This window comes from Microbispora triticiradicis, assembly GCF_005864065.1.
Lineage (GTDB): Bacteria > Actinomycetota > Actinomycetes > Streptosporangiales > Streptosporangiaceae > Microbispora > Microbispora triticiradicis.
Genome location: NZ_VANP01000002.1, coordinates 444,659 through 462,497 on the forward strand (window position 1 = coordinate 444,659; position 17,839 = coordinate 462,497).

At 72.3% G+C, this 17,839-nt stretch carries 13 protein-coding genes; 8 read left to right on the plus strand and 5 right to left on the minus strand.

Going from position 1 to position 17,839, the window contains the following annotated elements; all coding sequences use genetic code 11:
* Positions 1–129 precede the first annotated feature (129 nt).
* Genes FED44_RS07050 through FED44_RS07060 form a run of 3 tightly spaced genes read left to right on the plus strand, consistent with a single transcriptional unit; the run spans position 130 to position 4,471 of the window.
* Positions 130–2,373 carry a ribonucleoside-diphosphate reductase subunit alpha gene (locus tag FED44_RS07050; protein ID WP_138460131.1) on the plus strand — a complete coding sequence of 748 codons (2,244 nt, stop codon included), beginning with the start codon at positions 130–132 and terminating at the stop codon, positions 2,371–2,373.
* On the plus strand, positions 2,370–3,374 hold the full coding sequence (locus tag FED44_RS07055) for a ribonucleotide-diphosphate reductase subunit beta (RefSeq protein ID WP_244301766.1): 1,005 nt from the start codon (positions 2,370–2,372) through the stop codon (positions 3,372–3,374). The genes FED44_RS07050 and FED44_RS07055 overlap by 4 nt, the downstream gene beginning before the upstream one ends.
* A 41-nt stretch (positions 3,375–3,415) precedes the next feature.
* Positions 3,416–4,471 carry a mechanosensitive ion channel family protein gene (locus tag FED44_RS07060; protein ID WP_111700697.1) on the plus strand — a complete coding sequence of 352 codons (1,056 nt, stop codon included), beginning with the start codon at positions 3,416–3,418 and terminating at the stop codon, positions 4,469–4,471.
* A gap of 41 nt (positions 4,472–4,512) precedes the next feature.
* Here the strand turns inward: FED44_RS07060 and FED44_RS07065 are convergent, their stop codons facing one another.
* Positions 4,513–6,084: a hypothetical protein gene (locus FED44_RS07065; RefSeq protein ID WP_138460132.1), complete on the minus strand. Its 1,572-nt coding sequence runs from the start codon at positions 6,082–6,084 to the stop codon at positions 4,513–4,515.
* A gap of 74 nt (positions 6,085–6,158) precedes the next feature.
* Positions 6,159–7,322: a DUF5685 family protein gene (locus FED44_RS07070; protein WP_138460133.1), complete on the minus strand. Its 1,164-nt coding sequence runs from the start codon at positions 7,320–7,322 to the stop codon at positions 6,159–6,161.
* Between the two features lie 110 nt (positions 7,323–7,432).
* Here FED44_RS07070 and FED44_RS07075 point away from each other — a divergent pair, with 110 nt between their 5' ends.
* Together FED44_RS07075 and FED44_RS07080 are read left to right on the plus strand one after the other, a co-directional pair.
* Complete coding sequence (locus tag FED44_RS07075) at positions 7,433–8,200, plus strand: enoyl-CoA hydratase/isomerase family protein (RefSeq protein WP_244301767.1); 768 nt, start codon at positions 7,433–7,435, stop codon at positions 8,198–8,200.
* A gap of 44 nt (positions 8,201–8,244) precedes the next feature.
* Positions 8,245–8,835, plus strand: a complete 591-nt coding sequence (locus FED44_RS07080) for an Rv1733c family protein (protein ID WP_138460134.1) — start codon at positions 8,245–8,247, stop codon at positions 8,833–8,835.
* Between the two features lie 33 nt (positions 8,836–8,868).
* Here the strand turns inward: FED44_RS07080 and glgC are convergent, their stop codons facing one another.
* Entirely contained in the window at positions 8,869–10,182 is a 1,314-nt protein-coding gene (gene glgC / locus FED44_RS07085; protein WP_310738008.1) for a glucose-1-phosphate adenylyltransferase, read from the minus strand.
* A gap of 47 nt (positions 10,183–10,229) precedes the next feature.
* On the opposite strand from glgC, the gene glgA reads away from it, so the two are divergent.
* A complete protein-coding gene (gene glgA, locus FED44_RS07090) occupies positions 10,230–11,405 on the plus strand; it encodes a glycogen synthase (protein ID WP_111700261.1) in 1,176 nt (391 codons plus the stop codon).
* A gap of 7 nt (positions 11,406–11,412) precedes the next feature.
* On the opposite strand, the gene FED44_RS07095 is transcribed toward glgA, so the two are convergent.
* Positions 11,413–12,771 carry a hypothetical protein gene (locus tag FED44_RS07095; protein WP_138460135.1) on the minus strand — a complete coding sequence of 453 codons (1,359 nt, stop codon included), beginning with the start codon at positions 12,769–12,771 and terminating at the stop codon, positions 11,413–11,415.
* A gap of 357 nt (positions 12,772–13,128) precedes the next feature.
* Between FED44_RS07095 and FED44_RS07100 the strand changes: the two genes are divergently transcribed.
* On the plus strand, positions 13,129–15,900 hold the full coding sequence (locus FED44_RS07100; protein WP_341868634.1) for an nSTAND1 domain-containing NTPase: 2,772 nt from the start codon (positions 13,129–13,131) through the stop codon (positions 15,898–15,900).
* A 50-nt stretch (positions 15,901–15,950) separates the two neighbouring features.
* Here FED44_RS07100 and FED44_RS07105 read toward each other — a convergent pair whose 3' ends face one another.
* Positions 15,951–17,018, minus strand: a complete 1,068-nt coding sequence (locus FED44_RS07105; RefSeq protein ID WP_138460137.1) for a zinc-dependent alcohol dehydrogenase family protein — start codon at positions 17,016–17,018, stop codon at positions 15,951–15,953.
* 120 nt (positions 17,019–17,138) lie between these two features.
* On the opposite strand from FED44_RS07105, the gene pgeF reads away from it, so the two are divergent.
* Positions 17,139–17,828 carry a peptidoglycan editing factor PgeF gene (gene pgeF, locus FED44_RS07110; RefSeq protein WP_111700276.1) on the plus strand — a complete coding sequence of 230 codons (690 nt, stop codon included), beginning with the start codon at positions 17,139–17,141 and terminating at the stop codon, positions 17,826–17,828.
* The last annotated feature ends 11 nt before the right edge of the window (positions 17,829–17,839 follow it).

Sequence of the window (17,839 nt, forward strand, 5' to 3'; positions counted from 1 at the left end):
CCGCGCGCGCCCGCGCCGTGCCCCGAGGGAGGGCCCGCCGCCCGCAGGCCGTGCCGTCGCACGCGTGCGCCGCGGCGTCCCCTCCCCTCCGGCCGGCCGGGTCAGGAGACGAGGAGGAGAGGGCGACCGATGACGATCACCGACCCGGTCTCCGCGCCCGCGCGCCCCGGCACGGGGCCGCGCGGCGCGGGGGAGACCGCGGATGTCTGGCGGGCCATCGAGGAGGCGGCGGCGGGGGTCGTCGCCGACCCGGAGAACTCCCGGCGGGCGGCGCGGCTGCTCGCCCGGGTCATCGAGGAGGAGACGGCGGGCCAGGGGGTGCGCGCCTTCTCCGAGTCGGTCGCGGCCGCCCACGCGGCCGGGCTGCTGGGCGACGCCGTCGCCGCGTTCGTGGCCGACGAGGCCGAAGCGCTGGACGCGCTGATCGACCCGGCGGCCGACGACCGGTTCGAGTACTTCGGGCTGCGCACGGTCTACGACCGCTACCTGCTGCGGCATCCGGTCACGCGGCGGGTGCTCGAACGCCCGCAGCACTTCCTGCTGCGCGTGGCCTGCGGCCTGTCGGCGAGCGTCGGCGAGGCGGCCGAGCTGTACCGGCTGATGTCCGCGCTCGCCTATCTGCCCAGCTCGCCGACGCTGTTCAACTCCGGGGCGCGCCGCCCGCAGCTCTCGTCGTGCTTCCTGCTCGACTCGCCGCGCGACGAACTGGAGAGCATCTACGAGCGGTACGGCCAGGTGGCGCGGCTGTCGAAGTACTCCGGCGGGATCGGCGTCGCCTGGACCCGGGTGCGCTCGCGCGGGTCGCTGATCCGGGGGACCAACGGCCTGTCCAACGGCATCGTCCCCTGGCTGCGCACGCTCGACGCGTCGGTGGCGGCGGTGAACCAGGGAGGCAGGCGCAAGGGAGCCGCCTGCGTCTACCTGGAGACCTGGCACGCCGACATCGAGGAGTTCCTGGAGCTTCGCGACAACACGGGCGAGGAGTCGCGCCGCACCCACAACCTCAACCTGGCCAACTGGGTGCCCGACGAGTTCATGCGCCGGGTCGAGGCGGACGGCGTGTGGTCGCTGTTCGACCCCAAGGAGACCCCCGAGCTGACCGACCTGTGGGGCGAGGCGTTCGACGCCCGGTATCGCGAGCTGGAGGCTTCCGGGCGGTACGTCCGGCAGGTGCCCGCCCGCACCCTCTACGCCCGGATGATGCGCACCCTCGCCCAGACCGGCAACGGCTGGATGACCTTCAAGGACGCCGCCAACCGCGCCTCCAACCAGACCGCGCTGCCGCGCAACGTCATCCACCTGTCCAACCTGTGCACCGAGATCCTGGAGGTCACCAGCGACGGGGAGACCGCCGTGTGCAACCTCGGCTCGGTCAACCTCGCCGCCCACCTGACCCCCGAGGGAGACGCCGTCGACTTCGGCCGGCTGCGCGCCACGGTCCGCACCGCCGTACGGTTCCTCGACCGCACGATCGACCTCGGCTTCTACCCGACCCCCGAGGCGGAGGCGGCCAACCAGCGGTGGCGGCCGGTGGGCCTCGGCGTCATGGGCCTCGCCGACGTCTTCTTCGCGCTGCGCCTGCCGTTCGACTCGCCGGAGGCGCTGGCGCTGTCCACCCGGATCGCCGAGGAGATCGCGCTCGCGGCGTACGGCACCTCGGCCGACCTGGCCGCCGAACGCGGGCGCCACCCCGCGTACGAGGAGACACGAGCGGCGGGCGGCGTCCTGCACCCCGACCACTACCCGTGCGCCCCGGCGCACCCGGAGGAGTGGGCGGCGCTGCGCGCGAGGATCGCGGAGACCGGGCTGCGCAACTCCCTGCTGGTCGCGATCGCGCCGACGGCCACGATCGCCTCGATCGCGGGCTGTTACGAGTGCGTCGAGCCGCAGGTGTCCAACGTCTTCAAGCGCGAGACGCTGTCGGGGGAGTTCCTCCAGGTCAACCGGTATCTCGTCCGCGACCTCCAGGCCCTCGGGCTGTGGACGCGGGCGATCCGCGACGCGATCAAGCTCCACGACGGCTCGATCCAGGACATCCCCGCGATCCCCGGCGAGCTCAAGGCGCTCTACCGCACCGCCTGGGAGCTGCCGCAGAAGGCGCTCGTCGACCTCGCGGCCGCGCGGCAGCCGTACGTCGACCAGTCGCAGTCGCTCAACCTCTTCATGGCCGCGCCCACGATCGGCAAGCTCTCGTCGATGTACGCCTACGCGTGGCGGTCGGGCCTGAAGACCACCTACTACCTGCGCTCGCGCCCGGCGACCAGGATCGCCCAGACGACCGTGCCGGCCGTCACCCCCGCGGAGGCCGTCACCCCCGCCGAGGCGGTCGCCTGCTCCCTTGAGAACCCCGAGATCTGCGAGGCGTGCCAATGAGAACGATGCTGCTCGACCCGGGCATGGACCTGACCCTCCGCCCGATGCGCTACCCCGGGTTCTACGAGAGGTACCGCGCGGCGATCAGGAACACCTGGACCGTCGAGGAGGTCGACCTCGCCTCCGACCTCGCCGACCTGGCGACGCTGGAGCCGGGTGAGCGGCACCTGATCAACCGGCTGGTGGCGTTCTTCGCGACCGGCGACTCCATCGTGGCCAACAACCTCGTGCTGAACCTCTACCAGCACGTCAACGCGCCCGAGGCCCGGCTCTACCTGAGCCGCCAGCTGTTCGAGGAGGCCGTGCACGTCCAGTTCTACCTGACCCTGCTGGACACCTACCTGCCCGACCACGACGAGCGGGTGAAGGCGTTCGCCGCCGTGGAGCACATTCCCTCGATCCGCGACAAGGCCGAGTTCTGCTTCCGCTGGATCGACTCGATCAGCGAGCTGTCGCGGCTGGAGACGCGGGAGGACCGGCGGGCCTTCCTGCTCAACCTCGTCTGCTTCGCCGCCTGCATCGAAGGGCTGTTCTTCTACGGCGCCTTCGCCTACGTCTACTGGTTCCGCTCCCGGGGGCTGCTGGGCGGCCTCGCCACCGGCACCAACTGGGTGTTCCGCGACGAGTCCATGCACATGGAGTTCGCCTTCGAGGTGGTGGACACCGTACGCCGGGAGGAGCCGGACCTGTTCGACGACGAGCTGGCCGGCCGGGTCGTGCGGATGATGGAGGAGGCGGTCGCCGCCGAGCTGGCCTTCGCCCGCGACCTGTGCGGCGACGGCACCGGCGGGATGACCGCGGACAACATGCGCCGCTACCTGGAGTACGTCGCCGACCGCCGGCTCGCCCGGCTCGGCCTGCCCGCGCGGTACGGCACGGCCAACCCCTTCCCGTTCATGGAGTTCCAGGACGTGCAGGAGCTGGCGAACTTCTTCGAACGGCGGGTCTCGGCCTACCAGGTGGCCGTCGAGGGAGAGGTGGCCTTCGACGAAGCCTTCTGATCCCGTTTAAGGGGGTTCCATTCCCGGGCAAAGGGAACCCCATGACGACGAACGGGGGCGCCGTCACAGCGGCAGCGTGGAACTGGGCGACATTGGCGATCGCGGTGGGGACGGCGATCGTGGCGGTGGAGCTGGTCCGGCGGGTGCTCAGGTCGCGGCTGATCGGCGACCGATGGGCGCTCGCCGGGCCGTTCGCGCGCCGCTGCACCTGGCCGGGCTTCGCCTCGGCCGTGGTGGGCACCGTCAAGGCCGCCTACGACCCCGACATGCCGGGATCGGGCTCCCACGGCTTCCAGCGGGTGCTGTCGCTGCTCCTGATCGCCTGCGTGACCTGGCTGCTGATCCAGGCGGCGTACGCGGTGACCGACGTGGTGCTCGACCGGCTCACGCGGATCGAGGGCGAGCGCAACCGCCGGGCCCGGCGCATCCGCACCCAGATCGCGCTGGTGCGCCGGGTGTCGGCGGCGGTCGTCGTGGTGATCGCGCTGGGCGCGATGCTGTTCACCTTCCCGCAGGTGCGGGCCCTGGGCGCGGGGCTGCTGGCCTCCGCCGGGATCGCCGGCGTGGTGGGCGGCATCGCGGCCCAGTCCACGCTCGGCAACCTGCTGGCCGGGCTGCAGCTCGCCTTCAGCGACGCCCTGCGGCTCGACGACGTGGTCGTGGTGGAGGACGAGTGGGGCCGCATCGAGGAGCTGACCCTCACCTACGTGGCGCTGCGCCTTTGGGACGAGCGGAGGCTGATCCTGCCGGTGTCCCACTTCACCAGCCATCCCTTCCAGAACTGGACGCGGCACGAGAGCCGCATCCTCGGCAGCGTGTACCTCCTGGTGGACTGGTCGGTGCCGGTGGAGGAGGTGCGGGCCGAGCTGTACCGGGCGCTGCGCGACAACCCGCTGTGGGACCAGAAGGACTGGACGCTCCAGGTCACCGACATCACCGCGAACGGGCTGGTCGAACTGCGCGCGCTGATGAGCGCGGCCGACTCGGCCAGCGCCTGGGACCTGCGGTGCGACATCCGCGAGCACCTCGTGACGTTCATCCGCGAGAAGCACCCGGAGAGCCTGCCGCGCCTGCGCGTCGAGACCCCCGTACGCTGAGTGCCCGGCATGACCTCGGCCGGCGAGCGTCCGGGCCGGGGTCAGGGGGCGTGGGAGCCGCGCAGGACCCGGGTGCCGCCGGCGATCAGCGCGGTGGCGAGGATCCATCCCGCCGCGATCAGCCCGTACGCCAGCCACTGGGTCCAGCCGACCGGCTCCCAGGCGCCGCGCTGCTCGAACAGGCTCACCGGGACCAGCAGGTCGAGGGTGTAGACGAAGGCGCTGAAGTGCCGTGACTCGTCCAGCCCGATCTGGTGCGGTTGCCAGCGCGCGAACACGGCCGTGCCGGCCGCGAGGAGCAGCACGGCCCACACACCGGCCAGCCAGGGCCGGTATCCGTACCCGACCAGCCCGTCGAGCAGCCGGCCCCACAGCCGCCCGGGGAACCGCAGCGTCCGGCGCCGCGCCCGCTGCCGGGCCAGCAGCACCCGGCGGGCGTCGGACTCGTGCCCGATCCTGCGGTAGTAGGCGGCCAGCTGCTCGTACGGCTGCGGCCGGTAGCCTCCCGGGTCGCGCCGCAGCCAGGTCAGCCGGTCCGCCAGGGTGGCCGGGCCACGCAGCGACTCGTACGTCAGCCCGTTCAGCCGGACCCCGGCGGGATAGCTCTCCGGCCGGTCGAACAGCACCCCGAAGCGGGAGTAGCCGAGGTTGACCTCTCCCTCGACCGACGTGGGCAGCAGGATCAGCTCGTCGGCCTGCAGGTGGCTCAGATGCAGCGCGCGGCCCGGTGCCCGGACGACGGCGCCGTGGAAGGACAGGACCCCGCCGATGCGCGCGCCGCGCAGCCGTACGGTGCCGTCGGAGGTGAAGCCCGCCCCGAGCTCGGCCGCGGCGGCCTGCAGGTGGTCGGCGTGCACGGCGGGCGTGGCGTCCGCCGCGACGGCGGCCCCTTCGAGGTAGATGCCGCTGGCGAAGCGGGCGCCGATCAGCCGCAGCCCGCCCGTGGCGCGCAGGTCGCGCAGGAAGGCCCCGCCCTCGACGGCGAGCCCACCGGCCCACAGCGCGACCGACTCCCACACCCGCGGCTCCTCCGAACCCTCCGGTCCGTTCCAGCGGGACGACTCGGGCGGCGAGGTTCCCGGCTGCCCGCCCCGGTACGGCGCGGCGCCGGGCGTGCCCAGACGCAGGCCGGAGAGCCGGAGCTGCCCGGTGATCCGGGCGTTGTCCAGGCGCACCCCCGCGTGGACGGCCGACCGGTCGAGGTCGAGCAGCCCGTCGACGGTGGCCCGGCTCGCCCGGAAACGGTAGATGTCACAGTGCCGCAGCCGTACGCCCCGGGTCTTCGCGTCGTTCAGCGAGACGGTTCCCGCGATGTGGCAGTCCAGCAGGTGGATCTTCGCCTCGACCGTCGCGTCGGACAGGTTGAGGTCGCCGACGATCCGGGCGCCGGCGAGGCGGACGCCCGGCACCCAGGCGGAGCCGTCGTCCCGCCTGCTCAGCAGCAGAGCGGTGATCACCTCGGCCCGGACGATCCGGGAGCGGCCCCAGGAGCCGCCCGAGCCCGCGTCCACGTCGCGGCCCTCGCGCAGGTCGACCCAGGCTCCGGTGGGATAGGCCTGCCACAGCCGCCGCTCGGCCGGGGTGAACCGGTGGAAAGGCCGTGATCTTCCCATGCGCCGACCCTATCCCGTACGTGATCGCCGAAGGGCTGCCACGCCCCGCGAGGCCGCTCCTGACGCCGGTGGTGTCAGGCTCCGCAGTCGCAGCAGCAGCCGTCCCCGCAGGAGCACCCGTCGCCGCAGCACCCGTCGCCCGAGCAGCAATCGCAGCATCCCGAGCAGTCGGGGCAGTCACAGCCGTCGCAGAAGCAGCGGTCGGTCCACGGCGCCTGCCGGTAGGGGCTCCACGGCGGCCGGTAGAGCCCGCACGTGACGAAGGTCGTCGCCCCGGCCACCGCCGTACACGTGATGCCCGGCGACTCCGTGTGCCGCGCGGCGGGCGCCGCGAGGTGGTGCGGGCGGGCGGGACCGTGCCGGCGCGCGGCCGCCTTCGGGGAAGCCCCGAAGGTACGGGTGACGGCGCGGCGGGTCTCGCCGCACAGCAGCGCCTCGACGAGATGGCGCTCCTCCAGGTCGAGGTCGGCCACGGCGAGGCGCAGCCCGTGCAACGCCTCCTCGCACACCCGCCGCGCCTCGTCCGGCGAGGTGCCGGTCGCGTCGAGGGGGTTGAACGCCCCGCGCGCCCGGTCCTCGGCGAGGTCCTCCACCGCGTCGAGCACGTGCGCGAGGCGGCCGAAGAGACGGCCGGCCTCGCGCAGGCTCTCGGCGTTGCCCGGCCGCCCCGCGAGGACGGCCGTGTGCGCGAAGGCCGCCGCCGCGGCGGTCTCGGTGGGCTCGGTGAGGCCGAGCAGCGTACGTCCGGCGGACGCCTCCAGCAGCGCCTGGCGCCCGGCGACCTCGGTCAGGACGGCGGTGTCGAAGCCGATCGCCTCCCCGCCGCGCCGCGCGGCCGAGGTCCAGGAGGCGGCGGCGGCGCGCAGCGGGGCGCCGCGCACACGCCGGCCGGCGATCCCGTCCCCGTCGGCCGCGTGGTCGCGGATCTTCTCCGCGGCGAGGGCCAGGGAGACCACCGCGGCCAGGCGGGCGCCCCGGTCGGCCGACGGCACCACCTCCGCCGGTCGGAAGCCGCGCAGCGCGCAGGGCCCGGCGGTCCGCCGGCTCGCCCCGGGGCGTACGCCCGTCTGCGCCTCGGTCAGGACGGACAGGACGAGACCGTCGTAGTTGGTGGCAGTCCGGGCCAACTGCCCATGGCGGTCCCTCAGCGTCAGGCACAGGCCGCACAGGTGCGCGCGCCACGCCTCGTGGACCGACGGGCAGGAGTGCCGGGCACACGGCCGGAGGATCCCGAACACCCATACTCCCTGAGATCGCGTGTACGGGGTCGTCCCGTCGCGCGGTGATTATGCCATCAGGGGGCGGACCCCGATGGCAGGCGGAAGGGGGCGACCCGCACAATCGAGGAGTGGACGCTACCGACGGGTACGAACTCGGTCTCGACGAGCATGTGGCCACCCTGACGATCAACCGGCCGGAGAAGCGCAACGCCATGAGCGCCGCGATGTGGCGGGCCCTGCCGGCCATCCTGGCGGACCTGGCGGCGGATCCGAAAGTCCGGGTCCTCATCCTTACCGGGGCAGGCAAAACTTTCTGCTCCGGTGCCGATATTTCGGAAATCAATGAGCTTGGAGATAACGGTGATGACACTGGCCTGACCATCCTCGCGGAACGCGCGTTGAGAGCCTTTCCGAAACCCGTCATCGCGATGATCGAGGGCTACTGCGTCGGCGGCGGATGCCAGCTCGCGCTCGCCTGCGATCTGCGCTTCGCCTCTGCCGAGGCCCGTTTCGGCGTCACCCCCGCCAGGTTCGGGGTCGTCTACCCGTTCAGCTCCACCCGGCGGCTGGCCGAGATCGCCGGACCCGCCACCGCGAAGCTGCTGCTCTTCTCCGCCGAGCTCATCGGCGCGGACCAGGCGTTGCGTACCGGCCTCGTGGACGAGGTCTGCCCGTCCGGCGGGCTGCTGCGCGAGCGCGTGTACGGCCTGGCGGCCACCATGGCGGCCCGGTCCCGGCTGACGCTGGCGGCGGCCAAGCGGGTCGTCGACGGCCTGGCGGACGAGGCCGAGGTGCTCGCCTGGCAGCGGGAGGCCCGGGAGAGCGGCGAATTGGCCGAAGGTCTCCAGGCATATCGGGAGGGGCGTTCCCCTGGATTCTCTTGGGATGCAAAATAGGCATAAACGGGACTCGCAGTGGTAATGACCCTGTGAGGTGTGAGATGTCGCAGAATCCATTCGCCAGGTTCGCCCGATGGCTGGGCCTCGACAGGAATCCGCTCCGACGCCGGTGCGACCGGGTCGAAGCGGTGGTCCGGCTTGCCGCGGTGCTGGGCGTCGTGGCCGCGGTCGTGTTCGGCGTGCTGCTGGGCATGCGCGAGTACGGCGACGGGCTGAAGACCGAGGCCCGGCAGGCGCACGACCGATACCAGGTGGTGGCCACGCTGAGCGGCGACGTGGCGACGCCCCGGCTGTCGGTGGCCGGAGCGGCGGTGGGGCACGCCCAGGCCGCGTGGCAGGCTCCCGACGGCACGCCCAGGTCCGGAGTGATCGAGGTCTCGCCGAGCAGGCGGGCCGGCGAGACCGTGCGCATCTGGACCGACGCCACCGGCGTGATCACCCCCCGGCCGCAGGACAGGGAGACCACGGTGGTCGCCGCGATGACCGTCGGCACGGGCGTGCCGCTGGCCGCCGCGGCCTTCCTCGCGCTGCTGGTGACCTGCACCCGCATGGTCAACCAGAGGCGGGCCCGCCGGGCGTGGGAGGCCCAGTGGACCGTCGTCGAGCCCATGTGGCGCATCAACGGCCGCTGAACAGACCCGGCCGGGCTCCGGCCGGCCCGCGCGTCAGCGGTCGACGATCTCGTTCTTGCCGATGACCACCACGCCCTCGCGCGTCACCGTGAAGCGCTGGCGGTCGTACTCGGGGTCGAACCCGATGCGCGCGCCGTCGGGGATGACGACGTTCTTGTCGATGATGGCCTTGCGGACGATCGCGCCCCTGCCGACCTTGACGCAGCCCATCAGCACCGAGTCCTCGACGTGCGAGTGGGAGTGCAGGACCACGCCGGGGGAGAGGATCGAGCGCAGCGCCGTGCCACCCGAGACGATGACGCCGGGCGACACCAGCGAGTCCAGGGCGTGCCCCACCCGGTCGCCCTCGTTGTGCACGAACTTGGCCGGGGGCAGCGGGTCGTGGCCCGAGTAGATCGGCCACCGGTCGTTGTAGAGGTTGAAGACCGGCTGGACCGAGACGAGGTCCATGCTGGCCTCGTAGTAGGCGTCGAGCGTCCCCACGTCACGCCAGTAGCCGCGGTCGCGCTCGGTGGACCCGGGCACCTTGTTGTGCGCGAAGTCGTACACCTCGGCGCCGCCGCTCTTCACGAACATCGGAATGATGTTGCCGCCGAGGTCGTGCTTGCTGCCGGGGTCGAGCGCGTCCTCGCGCAGCGCCTCGATCAGCGCCTGGGTCCTGAAGACGTAGTTGCCCATCGAGGCGAAGATCTGGTCGGGCGCGTCGGGCAGGCCCACCGCGTCCTTCGGCTTCTCGCGGAACGCCGCGATCCGGCGGCCCGAGGCGTCGGCCTCGATGACCCCGAACTGGTCGGCCAGTTCGATGGGCTGGCGGATCGCGGCCACGGTCACGTCCGCGCCCGAGTCGATGTGCTGCTCGACCATCTGGCGCGGGTCCATGCGGTAGATGTGGTCCGCGCCGAAGACGATCACGTGGTCCGGCAGTTCGTCGTAGATCAGGTTGAGGTTCTGGAACAGCGCGTCGGCCGACCCGGAGAACCAGTGCGGCCCGAGCCGCTGCTGCGCGGGGACCGGCGTGACGTAGTTGCCGAGCATCGACGAGAGCCGCCAGGTGCGGGAGACGTGCCGGTCGAGGCTGTGGTTCTTGTACTGGGTGAGCACCACTATCTGCAGATAGTGGGCGTTCGCCAGGTTCGACAGCACAAAGTCGATGAGGCGGTACATCCCGGCGAAGGGCACGGCGGGCTTGGCCCTGTCCGCGGTAAGCGGCATGAGCCGCTTCCCCTCACCACCCGCCAGCACGATCGCCAGGACCTTCATAGGCAGGACCTTAACCCGCCGAACGCCCAACAAACACCATGCGCACCGGCAAATAGTGAACATTTCGGTCGAGGCCGGGCATCGCATGACCTCCCGGGCGCCGTGCCCGGCGGTGCCCGGCCTAAGCTCCTCGTATGCGTGTCGATCTGCTGAGCCGTGAGTATCCGCCCGAGGTGTACGGCGGCGCCGGAGTCCATGTCGAGTACCTCGCGCGGGAGCTTCGCCGGCTGGCCGACGTCCGGGTGCGGTGTTTCGGCGCGCCGCGCGAGGAGCCGGGCGTCCGGGCGTACGAGGTGCCCGGCGGCCTGACCGGCGCCAACGCCGCCCTCCAGGTGCTAGGCGTGGACGTCGAGATGGCGGCCGGCTGCGAGGGCGCCGACGTCGTGCACAGCCACACCTGGTACGCCAACTTCGCGGGTCACGTCGCGAAGATGCTGTACGGCGTGCCGCACGTGGTCACCACGCACAGCTTGGAGCCGCTGCGCCCGTGGAAGGCCGAGCAGCTCGGTGGCGGCTACACGCTGTCGTCGTGGGCGGAGCGGACCGCGCTGCACGCCGCCGACGCGATCATCGCGGTCTCCGAGGGCATGCGCCGCGACGTGCTGACGGCCTACCCGGACGTCCCCGCGGACCGCGTACAGGTGATCCACAACGGCATCGACACCGAGGAGTACGCGCCCTCGCGCGGCACCGGGGCCCTGCTGCGGCACGGCATCGACCCGGCCGTGCCGTACGTCGTCTTCGTCGGCCGGATCACCCGGCAGAAGGGCCTGGTCCACCTGCTCCACGCGGCCCGGTCGTTCGCCCCCGACGCGCAGATCGTGCTGTGCGCGGGCGCGCCGGACACGCCGGAGATCGCCGAGGAGGTCACCGGGCTGGTCCGCGAGCTGTCGGCCTCCCGCAAGGGCGTGGTCTGGATCTCCGAGATGCTGCCCCGGCCCGAGGTGATCGAGATCCTGACCCACGCGGCCGTGTTCGTCTGCCCCTCGGTGTACGAGCCGATGGGCATCGTGAACCTGGAGGCGATGGCGTGCGAGACCGCCGTCGTGGCGACCGCGACGGGCGGCATCCCCGAGGTCGTCGCCGACGGCGAGACGGGCCTGCTCGTCCCGATCGACCAGGGGCGGGACGGCGAGCCGCGCGACCCCGAGGCGTTCGCCGCGGCACTGGCCGAACGGGTGAACGCGCTGCTCGGCGATCCCGGCCGCGCGACCTCGATGGGCGAGGCCGGTCGCGTGCGCGCGGTCGAGCACTTCTCCTGGGCCCGCATCGCCGAGCGGACCCAGGCTCTCTACGCCGGTCTGGTCTGACCGCCGTCTAGTAGGTGTAGGGCAGGAGGCCGTCCAGCCGGCATCCGTCGGTGGTCTTGCCGTTGTTGCAGTGGTTGAGCTGCAGGCTGTCCAGCACGTAGGCGAAGGTCTGGCCGGACGGGCTCACCACGGAGAGTCGCGCGGTGGCCGCGCCGCTCGGAGCGACCGCCGAGACGCTGTACTCCTGCCAGTCGGAGTTGAGGGCGTAGGTCGAGCTGTCGCTGTTGGAGATCAGCGTGTTGGAGGAGTTGTACCAGGACAGCCGGAGTTTGACGTTGCCGGAGGTGGCGGTCGTCACCCGGGCGAAGAACTTGTACCGCTGTCCCGCCGTCACCGCCGGCTTGCGGCTGAGCGACAGGACCCCCTCAGACCACGACTGGACGTTCATGGTCAGGGACCGGCGGCCGTCGAAGTACCTGGCCGACACCTGGGCGTCCGACCCCGGTGGGGTGACCTGCATCCAGCCGCCGCCGGAGAGGGTGAAGCTCGCCGGGTAGCCGGACGGCGCCACGGACTCGATCCCGCGTTCCTCGGCGGTGAGCAGGTCGTTGCTGTAGCCAACGTCGCAGCAGACGGGCGAGGTGAACCACGGGGTGGTGGCCACGTTCACCGCGAGGCCGTAGTTGGGGAACCTCGCGGTGAGCTCGCTGGGGTCGTAGTAGCTGTTGAACTCCTGGTCCAGATTCCAGTTGTCCCACTGGCTGGACATGACGTCGGAGACGTCGACGGTCTCGGGCACCTCAGTGGCCTTGGCGTGATCCGCGTCGGACAGGTGGACCAGTTCGTGCAGTATGGTGCCGCTGTCCCATTCGTCCGCGGTGGCCAGGCAGACCTGGCCGCAGTGCCCCTGCGCCGTACCCTCGCTGAAGTCTTCGAAGACCACGTACCGGCGGTTGGCGTTGTCGTAGCCCGCCGCCGCCAGGTCGTCGGCGACGACGTCGGCGGCGATCTCACTGCCGATCGTCCCGCCCTCGATCTTCTCCGGGATCACCAGGGCCTGGGCGTAGCCGGAGTAGGTGCTGGTGTTGTAACCGGTCCGGCAGCTGAAGTTGATGTGCTGGTCGTAGTCGGTCGACTCGTCCACCGACCAGTCCATCCGGTCGACGATCTTGGCGATCTGCTCGACGACGTCGTTGTAGCGGTTCCCGTACCCCTCGTGCCAGGCGTAGATCACCTGAACCGCTGGGATGCTCGCACTGGCGTTGGTGGGGTCGGACAGTGTCGTGGCGCAGCCTCGCTTCGGGACGTTCGCGTCCACCGGCTGGGCGTAGGGGTAGGCGGGCTCGGTGCCGGTGGTGGCGAAGTCGGCGTGCGCCGGCCCCGCCGTCAGAACCACGAGACCCGCCGCGACCACCGCAGACGCCAAGCGACCAAGCCGTGATAACGACAAAGAAGTTCCCTTTCCTAGATGACCGGACGGCGAACCCGGCCACGAGCCGTGGAAGTTATCCGGGAATCGCCCGCCGCGCTTACTGACGCGACTTTCGGTGACTTGTCGATGAGGAGGCCCGGCCCCGGCGGCATGGCCGTTCGGCGGGAACGGGACGTGCCCGACACTAGGGTCGGACGGGGTGTTCAGGTTCGCCCTCGGCGCCTGAACAACTAACCACGAACAACGAACATCGGCTCTGGTGCTCGCGTGTTCACGGAAGGTGAGATTTCGAGGTCTCGCCGGCTGCGGTGAAGAATGCCGAGGGCGATATCGGGGTGGGAAAGGGTGGCGATGCCACGTCAGGAACGCCCGCTGGGCGCTGAGGACACGCCGTTGCTCCGGTTCGCCGGCGACCTGCGGCGATTACGGCAGCAGGCCGGGCAGCCGCCGTACCGCGAGCTGGGTAGGCGGGCCCGCTATTCGGCGGCCGCGCTGTCGGAGGCCGTGGCCGGGCGGAGGCTGCCCAGCCTCGCGGTGACGCTGGCCTTCGTCGCGGCCTGCGACGGCGACGTCGACGCGTGGCGGGACCGGTGGCGGGACCTGGCCGCGTCCGACGCCACGGTGGACGAGCAGGCGCCGTCGCCGTACGTCGGGCTGGCGGCCTACCAGGTCGAGGACGCCGACCGGTTCTTCGGCCGGGAGGCGCTGACCGAGGCCCTGGTGCGCCTGGTCGACGAGCGGCCGTTCGTGGGCGTCTTCGGCGCGTCCGGCGCCGGCAAGTCGTCGCTGCTGCGCGCCGGGCTGGTCGCCAAGTCCAAGCGCACCGCCCTGGTCCTCACCCCCGGACACGACCCCGTGACGGAGGTGTCGACGGTCGTGGCCGGGCTCGTCGACGAGCCGCTGGCCCCCCTGCGCGAGCAACTCGCCGCCGACCCGCACGCCCTGCGCCGCCGGCTGTCCGAGGTGCCGGGCGAGCTGCTCCTCATCGTCGACCAGTTCGAGGAGGTGTTCACTCTCTGCGCCGACGACGACCGGTCGTGGTTGGTGCGGGCGCTGACGGCCGCGGCCTCTCCACGCAGCAGGGTGGTGCTGGGCGTGCGCGCCGACTTCTACGGCCACTGCAGCCGCCACCCCGAGCTGGTCGCCGCCCTCTACCGCGCTCAGCTGCTGGTCGGCCCGATGTCGGCCGACGACCTGCGCCGCGCCGTCACCGAGCCGGCGGCGCGAGCGGGTGCCTCCGTGGAGGGCGCCCTGCTCGCCCGGCTGATGTCCGATGTCACCGGGCAGCCGTCGGCGTTGCCGCTGGTATCGCACGCGCTCGCCGAGACGTGGCGGCGTCGCCGCGGGATGACGCTGACCCTGGCCGGGTACGAGGACGTCGGTGGCGTGGAGCACGCCCTGGCACGCACCGCCGAGCAGACCTTCCAGCAGCTCGCGGGCGAGGAACGGGACGCCGCCCGGCTGATGTTCCTGCGCCTGGTCACTCCCGGCGACGGCACCGAGGACACCAAACGGAGGATCCGGCGTGACGAGCTGGCGGAACCGCACGGCCCGCTCGAGCGGTTCGCCGCGGCTCGGCTGGTCAGCCTCGACGACCACGGCGCCGAGCTGGTCCACGAGGCGCTGCTGCGCGCGTGGCCGCGGCTGGCCGCCTGGATCGCCGAGGACCGGGACATTCTCCGGTCGCACCACCGGGTCATCGAGGCGGCCGCGGCCTGGCAGGGGCATGGACGCGACCCCGACCTCCTGTGGCGTGGGGAGCACCTGGCCCTGGTCCACCGCCTGCGCGACCGGCTCAACCCGATCGAACACGACTTCCTCGACGCCGGTCTGACGGCGCAGGTGCTCCGCGCGACCGAGCTCCGCCGGCGGCAACGCCGGCTGAGGATGCTCATCGCGGCCCTTTCCGCGCTGGTCGTCCTGCTGGCGGGAGCCGTCGGCCTGGGCGTTACGGCGAAACGCGAAGCCGACCGCCAGAGGAACGACGCCATAGGACTGCGCGCCGCGGATGCCGCCCGTACCCTCCTGCTCACCAGGCCGCGCGATGCGGCGGCGCTCGCCCTGGCCGCCTACCGGATCAGCCCGACGCCCGAGACCCGTGCAGCGCTGATCCTCGCCGATGCCGCGACGGGGGCGAGCATCCTCGGTGAGGGTTACATCGACTCGCCGGGCCGGATCGCCGTCACCATACGGGCCGACGAGTCCGCGGCCCCCCCTGGCTATCGGCTCTGGCGTCGGGACGGCACCGGCTGGCGGCCCGCCGGTGTGCTGCCCAGCGGCTTCTTCTACTACGCCACCAGCGCCGACGGGAGCCACGTGGTCACCTGGAACGGGACGGCCTTCACGTCCCACCTGTGGGACGTCTCGGACCTGGACCATCCACGCGAGATCGCCCTTCCCGCCGGCCTCCCGATGGTGAGAGGCATCACCCGGGACGGCAGCATGGTGATGGCCATGGGAACGGACCGTACAGCCGTGGTGTGGCAAGTCGCCGGAGGAGCGGTCCGCCGGCTCTCGGCCGGCGATGTGGAGGACGCGTCGGTGGTTCCGGACGGTTCGGAGGGGGTGCTGACCCGACGCGACAGCGGGGCGTACGCCACCGAGCTGTGGAGACTCGACGGTGTGCGGATCGCGACCCTGATGCGCACTCCGGACGTGGTGTACCCGATCGCCGGTCCCGCCGGCACGGTGGCCGTGCTCGGCAGAACGTCGGGCAACCTGACCCTGCTGAAGGCCACCGACCCGAGCTCTCCGCGTACGGTGGTCGAAGCCGGCGGCGTGAAGTTTCCCGCCAGGGTCGCCTTCGACCCGCAGGGCCGGATGGCCGCCGTGGTGGACGACGCCTCGATCCGTATGTGGGATCTCGCCTCGGGAGCGGAAGTCATGTCCCTCCGCGTCGAAGGCCTGGGCCTCACCAACCCCCGGTTCCTTCCCGAGACCGGCGAACTGCTCCTCATCAGCATCCAGAAAGGCGCGCTGTGGCGGTTGGACCCTGACGTGCCCCGCGTGATCGACGACATCTGCGCCGGCCCGGTGGAACTGGACTGGGATCGCTACCTGCCGGACACGCCGCGGTTCCCGCTGTGCCCGACCACCCCGAGCGCCACCGCCCGGCGACGTTGAGCCGCCGGGCGCCCCGCACATCGAGCCATGCACCCGGACAGTCATGGAATTCACGACTCAGGACACCAGGTCGCCCTGGCGGGCTGCGGGAGGATCACCGTCACACCGGCGGACGTCCCGGGCCGGGTCAGCACCTCCGGGGCGTCCTCCAGGCCGATCGTCCGGGTCACGAGCAGGTCGGGCCGGAGCACGCCCTCAGCGATCAGCTCCAGCATCGGGGGATAGGCGTGGGCGGCCATGCCGTGGCTGCCCACGATCTCCAGCTCGTGCGCGATCACCCGGCCCATCGGCAGCGCGGTCTCCCCGGGCAGCAGGCCCACCTGCACGTGGCGGCCCCTCCGGCGCAGGCCCGCGATCGACGCGGCGCACGTAGCGGCGTCGCCCAGGGCGTCGACGGAGACCTCGGCCCCGCCGCCGGTCGCCGCCCTGACCAGGGCCGCCGACTCCTCCGGGGTGGAGCCGCCGCGGAGCTGGACGCACTCGGCCGCGCCGAACCGCCGGGCCAGGTCGAGCGCGGCAGGCGAGACGTCCACGGCGACGACGCGCGCCCCCACGGCGGCGCCGATCATCACGGCGGAGAGCCCGACCCCGCCGCAGCCGTGCACGGCGAGCCACTGGTCGGCCCGCACCCCGCCCTGCTCCACGACGGCCCGGAACGCGGTGGCGAACCGGCAGCCCAGGCTCGCCGCGGTGGCGAAGGACATGCCCGCGGGCAACGGGACGAGGTTCACGTCGGCGTGGTCGATCGCAACCAGTTCGGCGAACGATCCCCAGTGGGTGAAACCGGGCTGGGTCTGGCGCTCGCACACCTGCTGGTTCCCGCTCAGGCACTCGCGGCAGCTCCCGCAGGCGCAGATGAACGGCACCATCACCCGGTCGCCCGGCCGCCAGCCGGTCACCTCCGGGCCCGCCGCCTCCACCACGCCTGCCAGCTCGTGGCCCGGCACGTGCGGCAGCACGGTGATGTCCGCGTCATGTCCCATCCACCCGTGCCAGTCGCTGCGGCACATCCCGGTCGCCTCGACCCTGATCACCACGCCGTGCGGCGGCGCGACCGGGTCCGCCACCCGGCGCACCTCGGGCCGCCCGCCGAACTCCTCGTACACAACCGCGCGCAATCCCGGCTCCTTCCGTCGGCCGCAAACGTACTGCCACGTTCCAAGATCCCTACCGGCGCGTCCCCCCGGAGCGGGCGCCGGCCGTACGCTGAAGCCGTGATTGCGATCGACCGGGTCAAGATGGCCTTCACCGACCGGCACGGCGGCGTGAGCACCGGGCCGTACGGCACGCGCAACCTCGGCGGGGCGGTGGGGGACGACCCGGCGGCGGTCGCCGAGAACCGCGCGAAGACCGCCGCCGGGTTCGGGCTGGACCAGGTGGTGTTCATGCGCCAGGTCCACGGGACGGACGTCGCCTACGCGGGCGCGCCGTTCGGGGCGGACCCGCCCGCCCTGGACGGGGTCTTCACCGACCGGCCCGGGCTCGGGCTGGCGGTGCTGGTCGCCGACTGCGCGCCCGTGCTCCTGGCCGACCCGGTGGCCGGCCTGGTGGGCGGCGCGCACTCGGGACGGCCGGGCACCGAGGCGGGGGTGGTGCCCGCCCTGGTCGAGGCGATGGCGGCCGGCGGCGCCGAGCCGGCGCGGATGATCGCGGTGATCGGGCCCTCGGCCTGCGGGCTGTGCTACGAGGTGCCGGAGGACCTGCGCGAGCGGGTGGCCGCCCGGGTGCCCGAGACGTGGTCGCGGACCCGGCGGGGGACGCCCGCGCTCGACATCCGGGCCGGGATCGCGGCCCAGCTCACCCGCGCGGGGGTGGCCGACGTGCGGCACGACGCCCGGTGCACGATCGAGACGGCCGATCTCTACTCCTACCGCCGGGAGCGGGTCACCGGCCGCTTCGCCGGATACGTCTGGCTCACCGGCTCCTGACGGCCGTCCGG

Coding starts and splice junctions, on each gene's coding strand:
- FED44_RS07065 (WP_138460132.1), bottom strand. CDS start 6,084: ATGGGAAGATCACGGCCTTTCCACCGGTTCACCCCGGCCGAGCGGCGG.
- FED44_RS07100 (WP_341868634.1), top strand. CDS start 13,129: ATGCCACGTCAGGAACGCCCGCTGGGCGCTGAGGACACGCCGTTGCTC.
- glgC (WP_310738008.1), bottom strand. CDS start 10,182: ATGCGATGCCCGGCCTCGACCGAAATGTTCACTATTTGCCGGTGCGCA.
- glgA (WP_111700261.1), top strand. CDS start 10,230: ATGCGTGTCGATCTGCTGAGCCGTGAGTATCCGCCCGAGGTGTACGGC.
- FED44_RS07055 (WP_244301766.1), top strand. CDS start 2,370: ATGAGAACGATGCTGCTCGACCCGGGCATGGACCTGACCCTCCGCCCG.
- pgeF (WP_111700276.1), top strand. CDS start 17,139: ATGGCCTTCACCGACCGGCACGGCGGCGTGAGCACCGGGCCGTACGGC.
- FED44_RS07080 (WP_138460134.1), top strand. CDS start 8,245: ATGTCGCAGAATCCATTCGCCAGGTTCGCCCGATGGCTGGGCCTCGAC.
- FED44_RS07050 (WP_138460131.1), top strand. CDS start 130: ATGACGATCACCGACCCGGTCTCCGCGCCCGCGCGCCCCGGCACGGGG.
- FED44_RS07060 (WP_111700697.1), top strand. CDS start 3,416: ATGACGACGAACGGGGGCGCCGTCACAGCGGCAGCGTGGAACTGGGCG.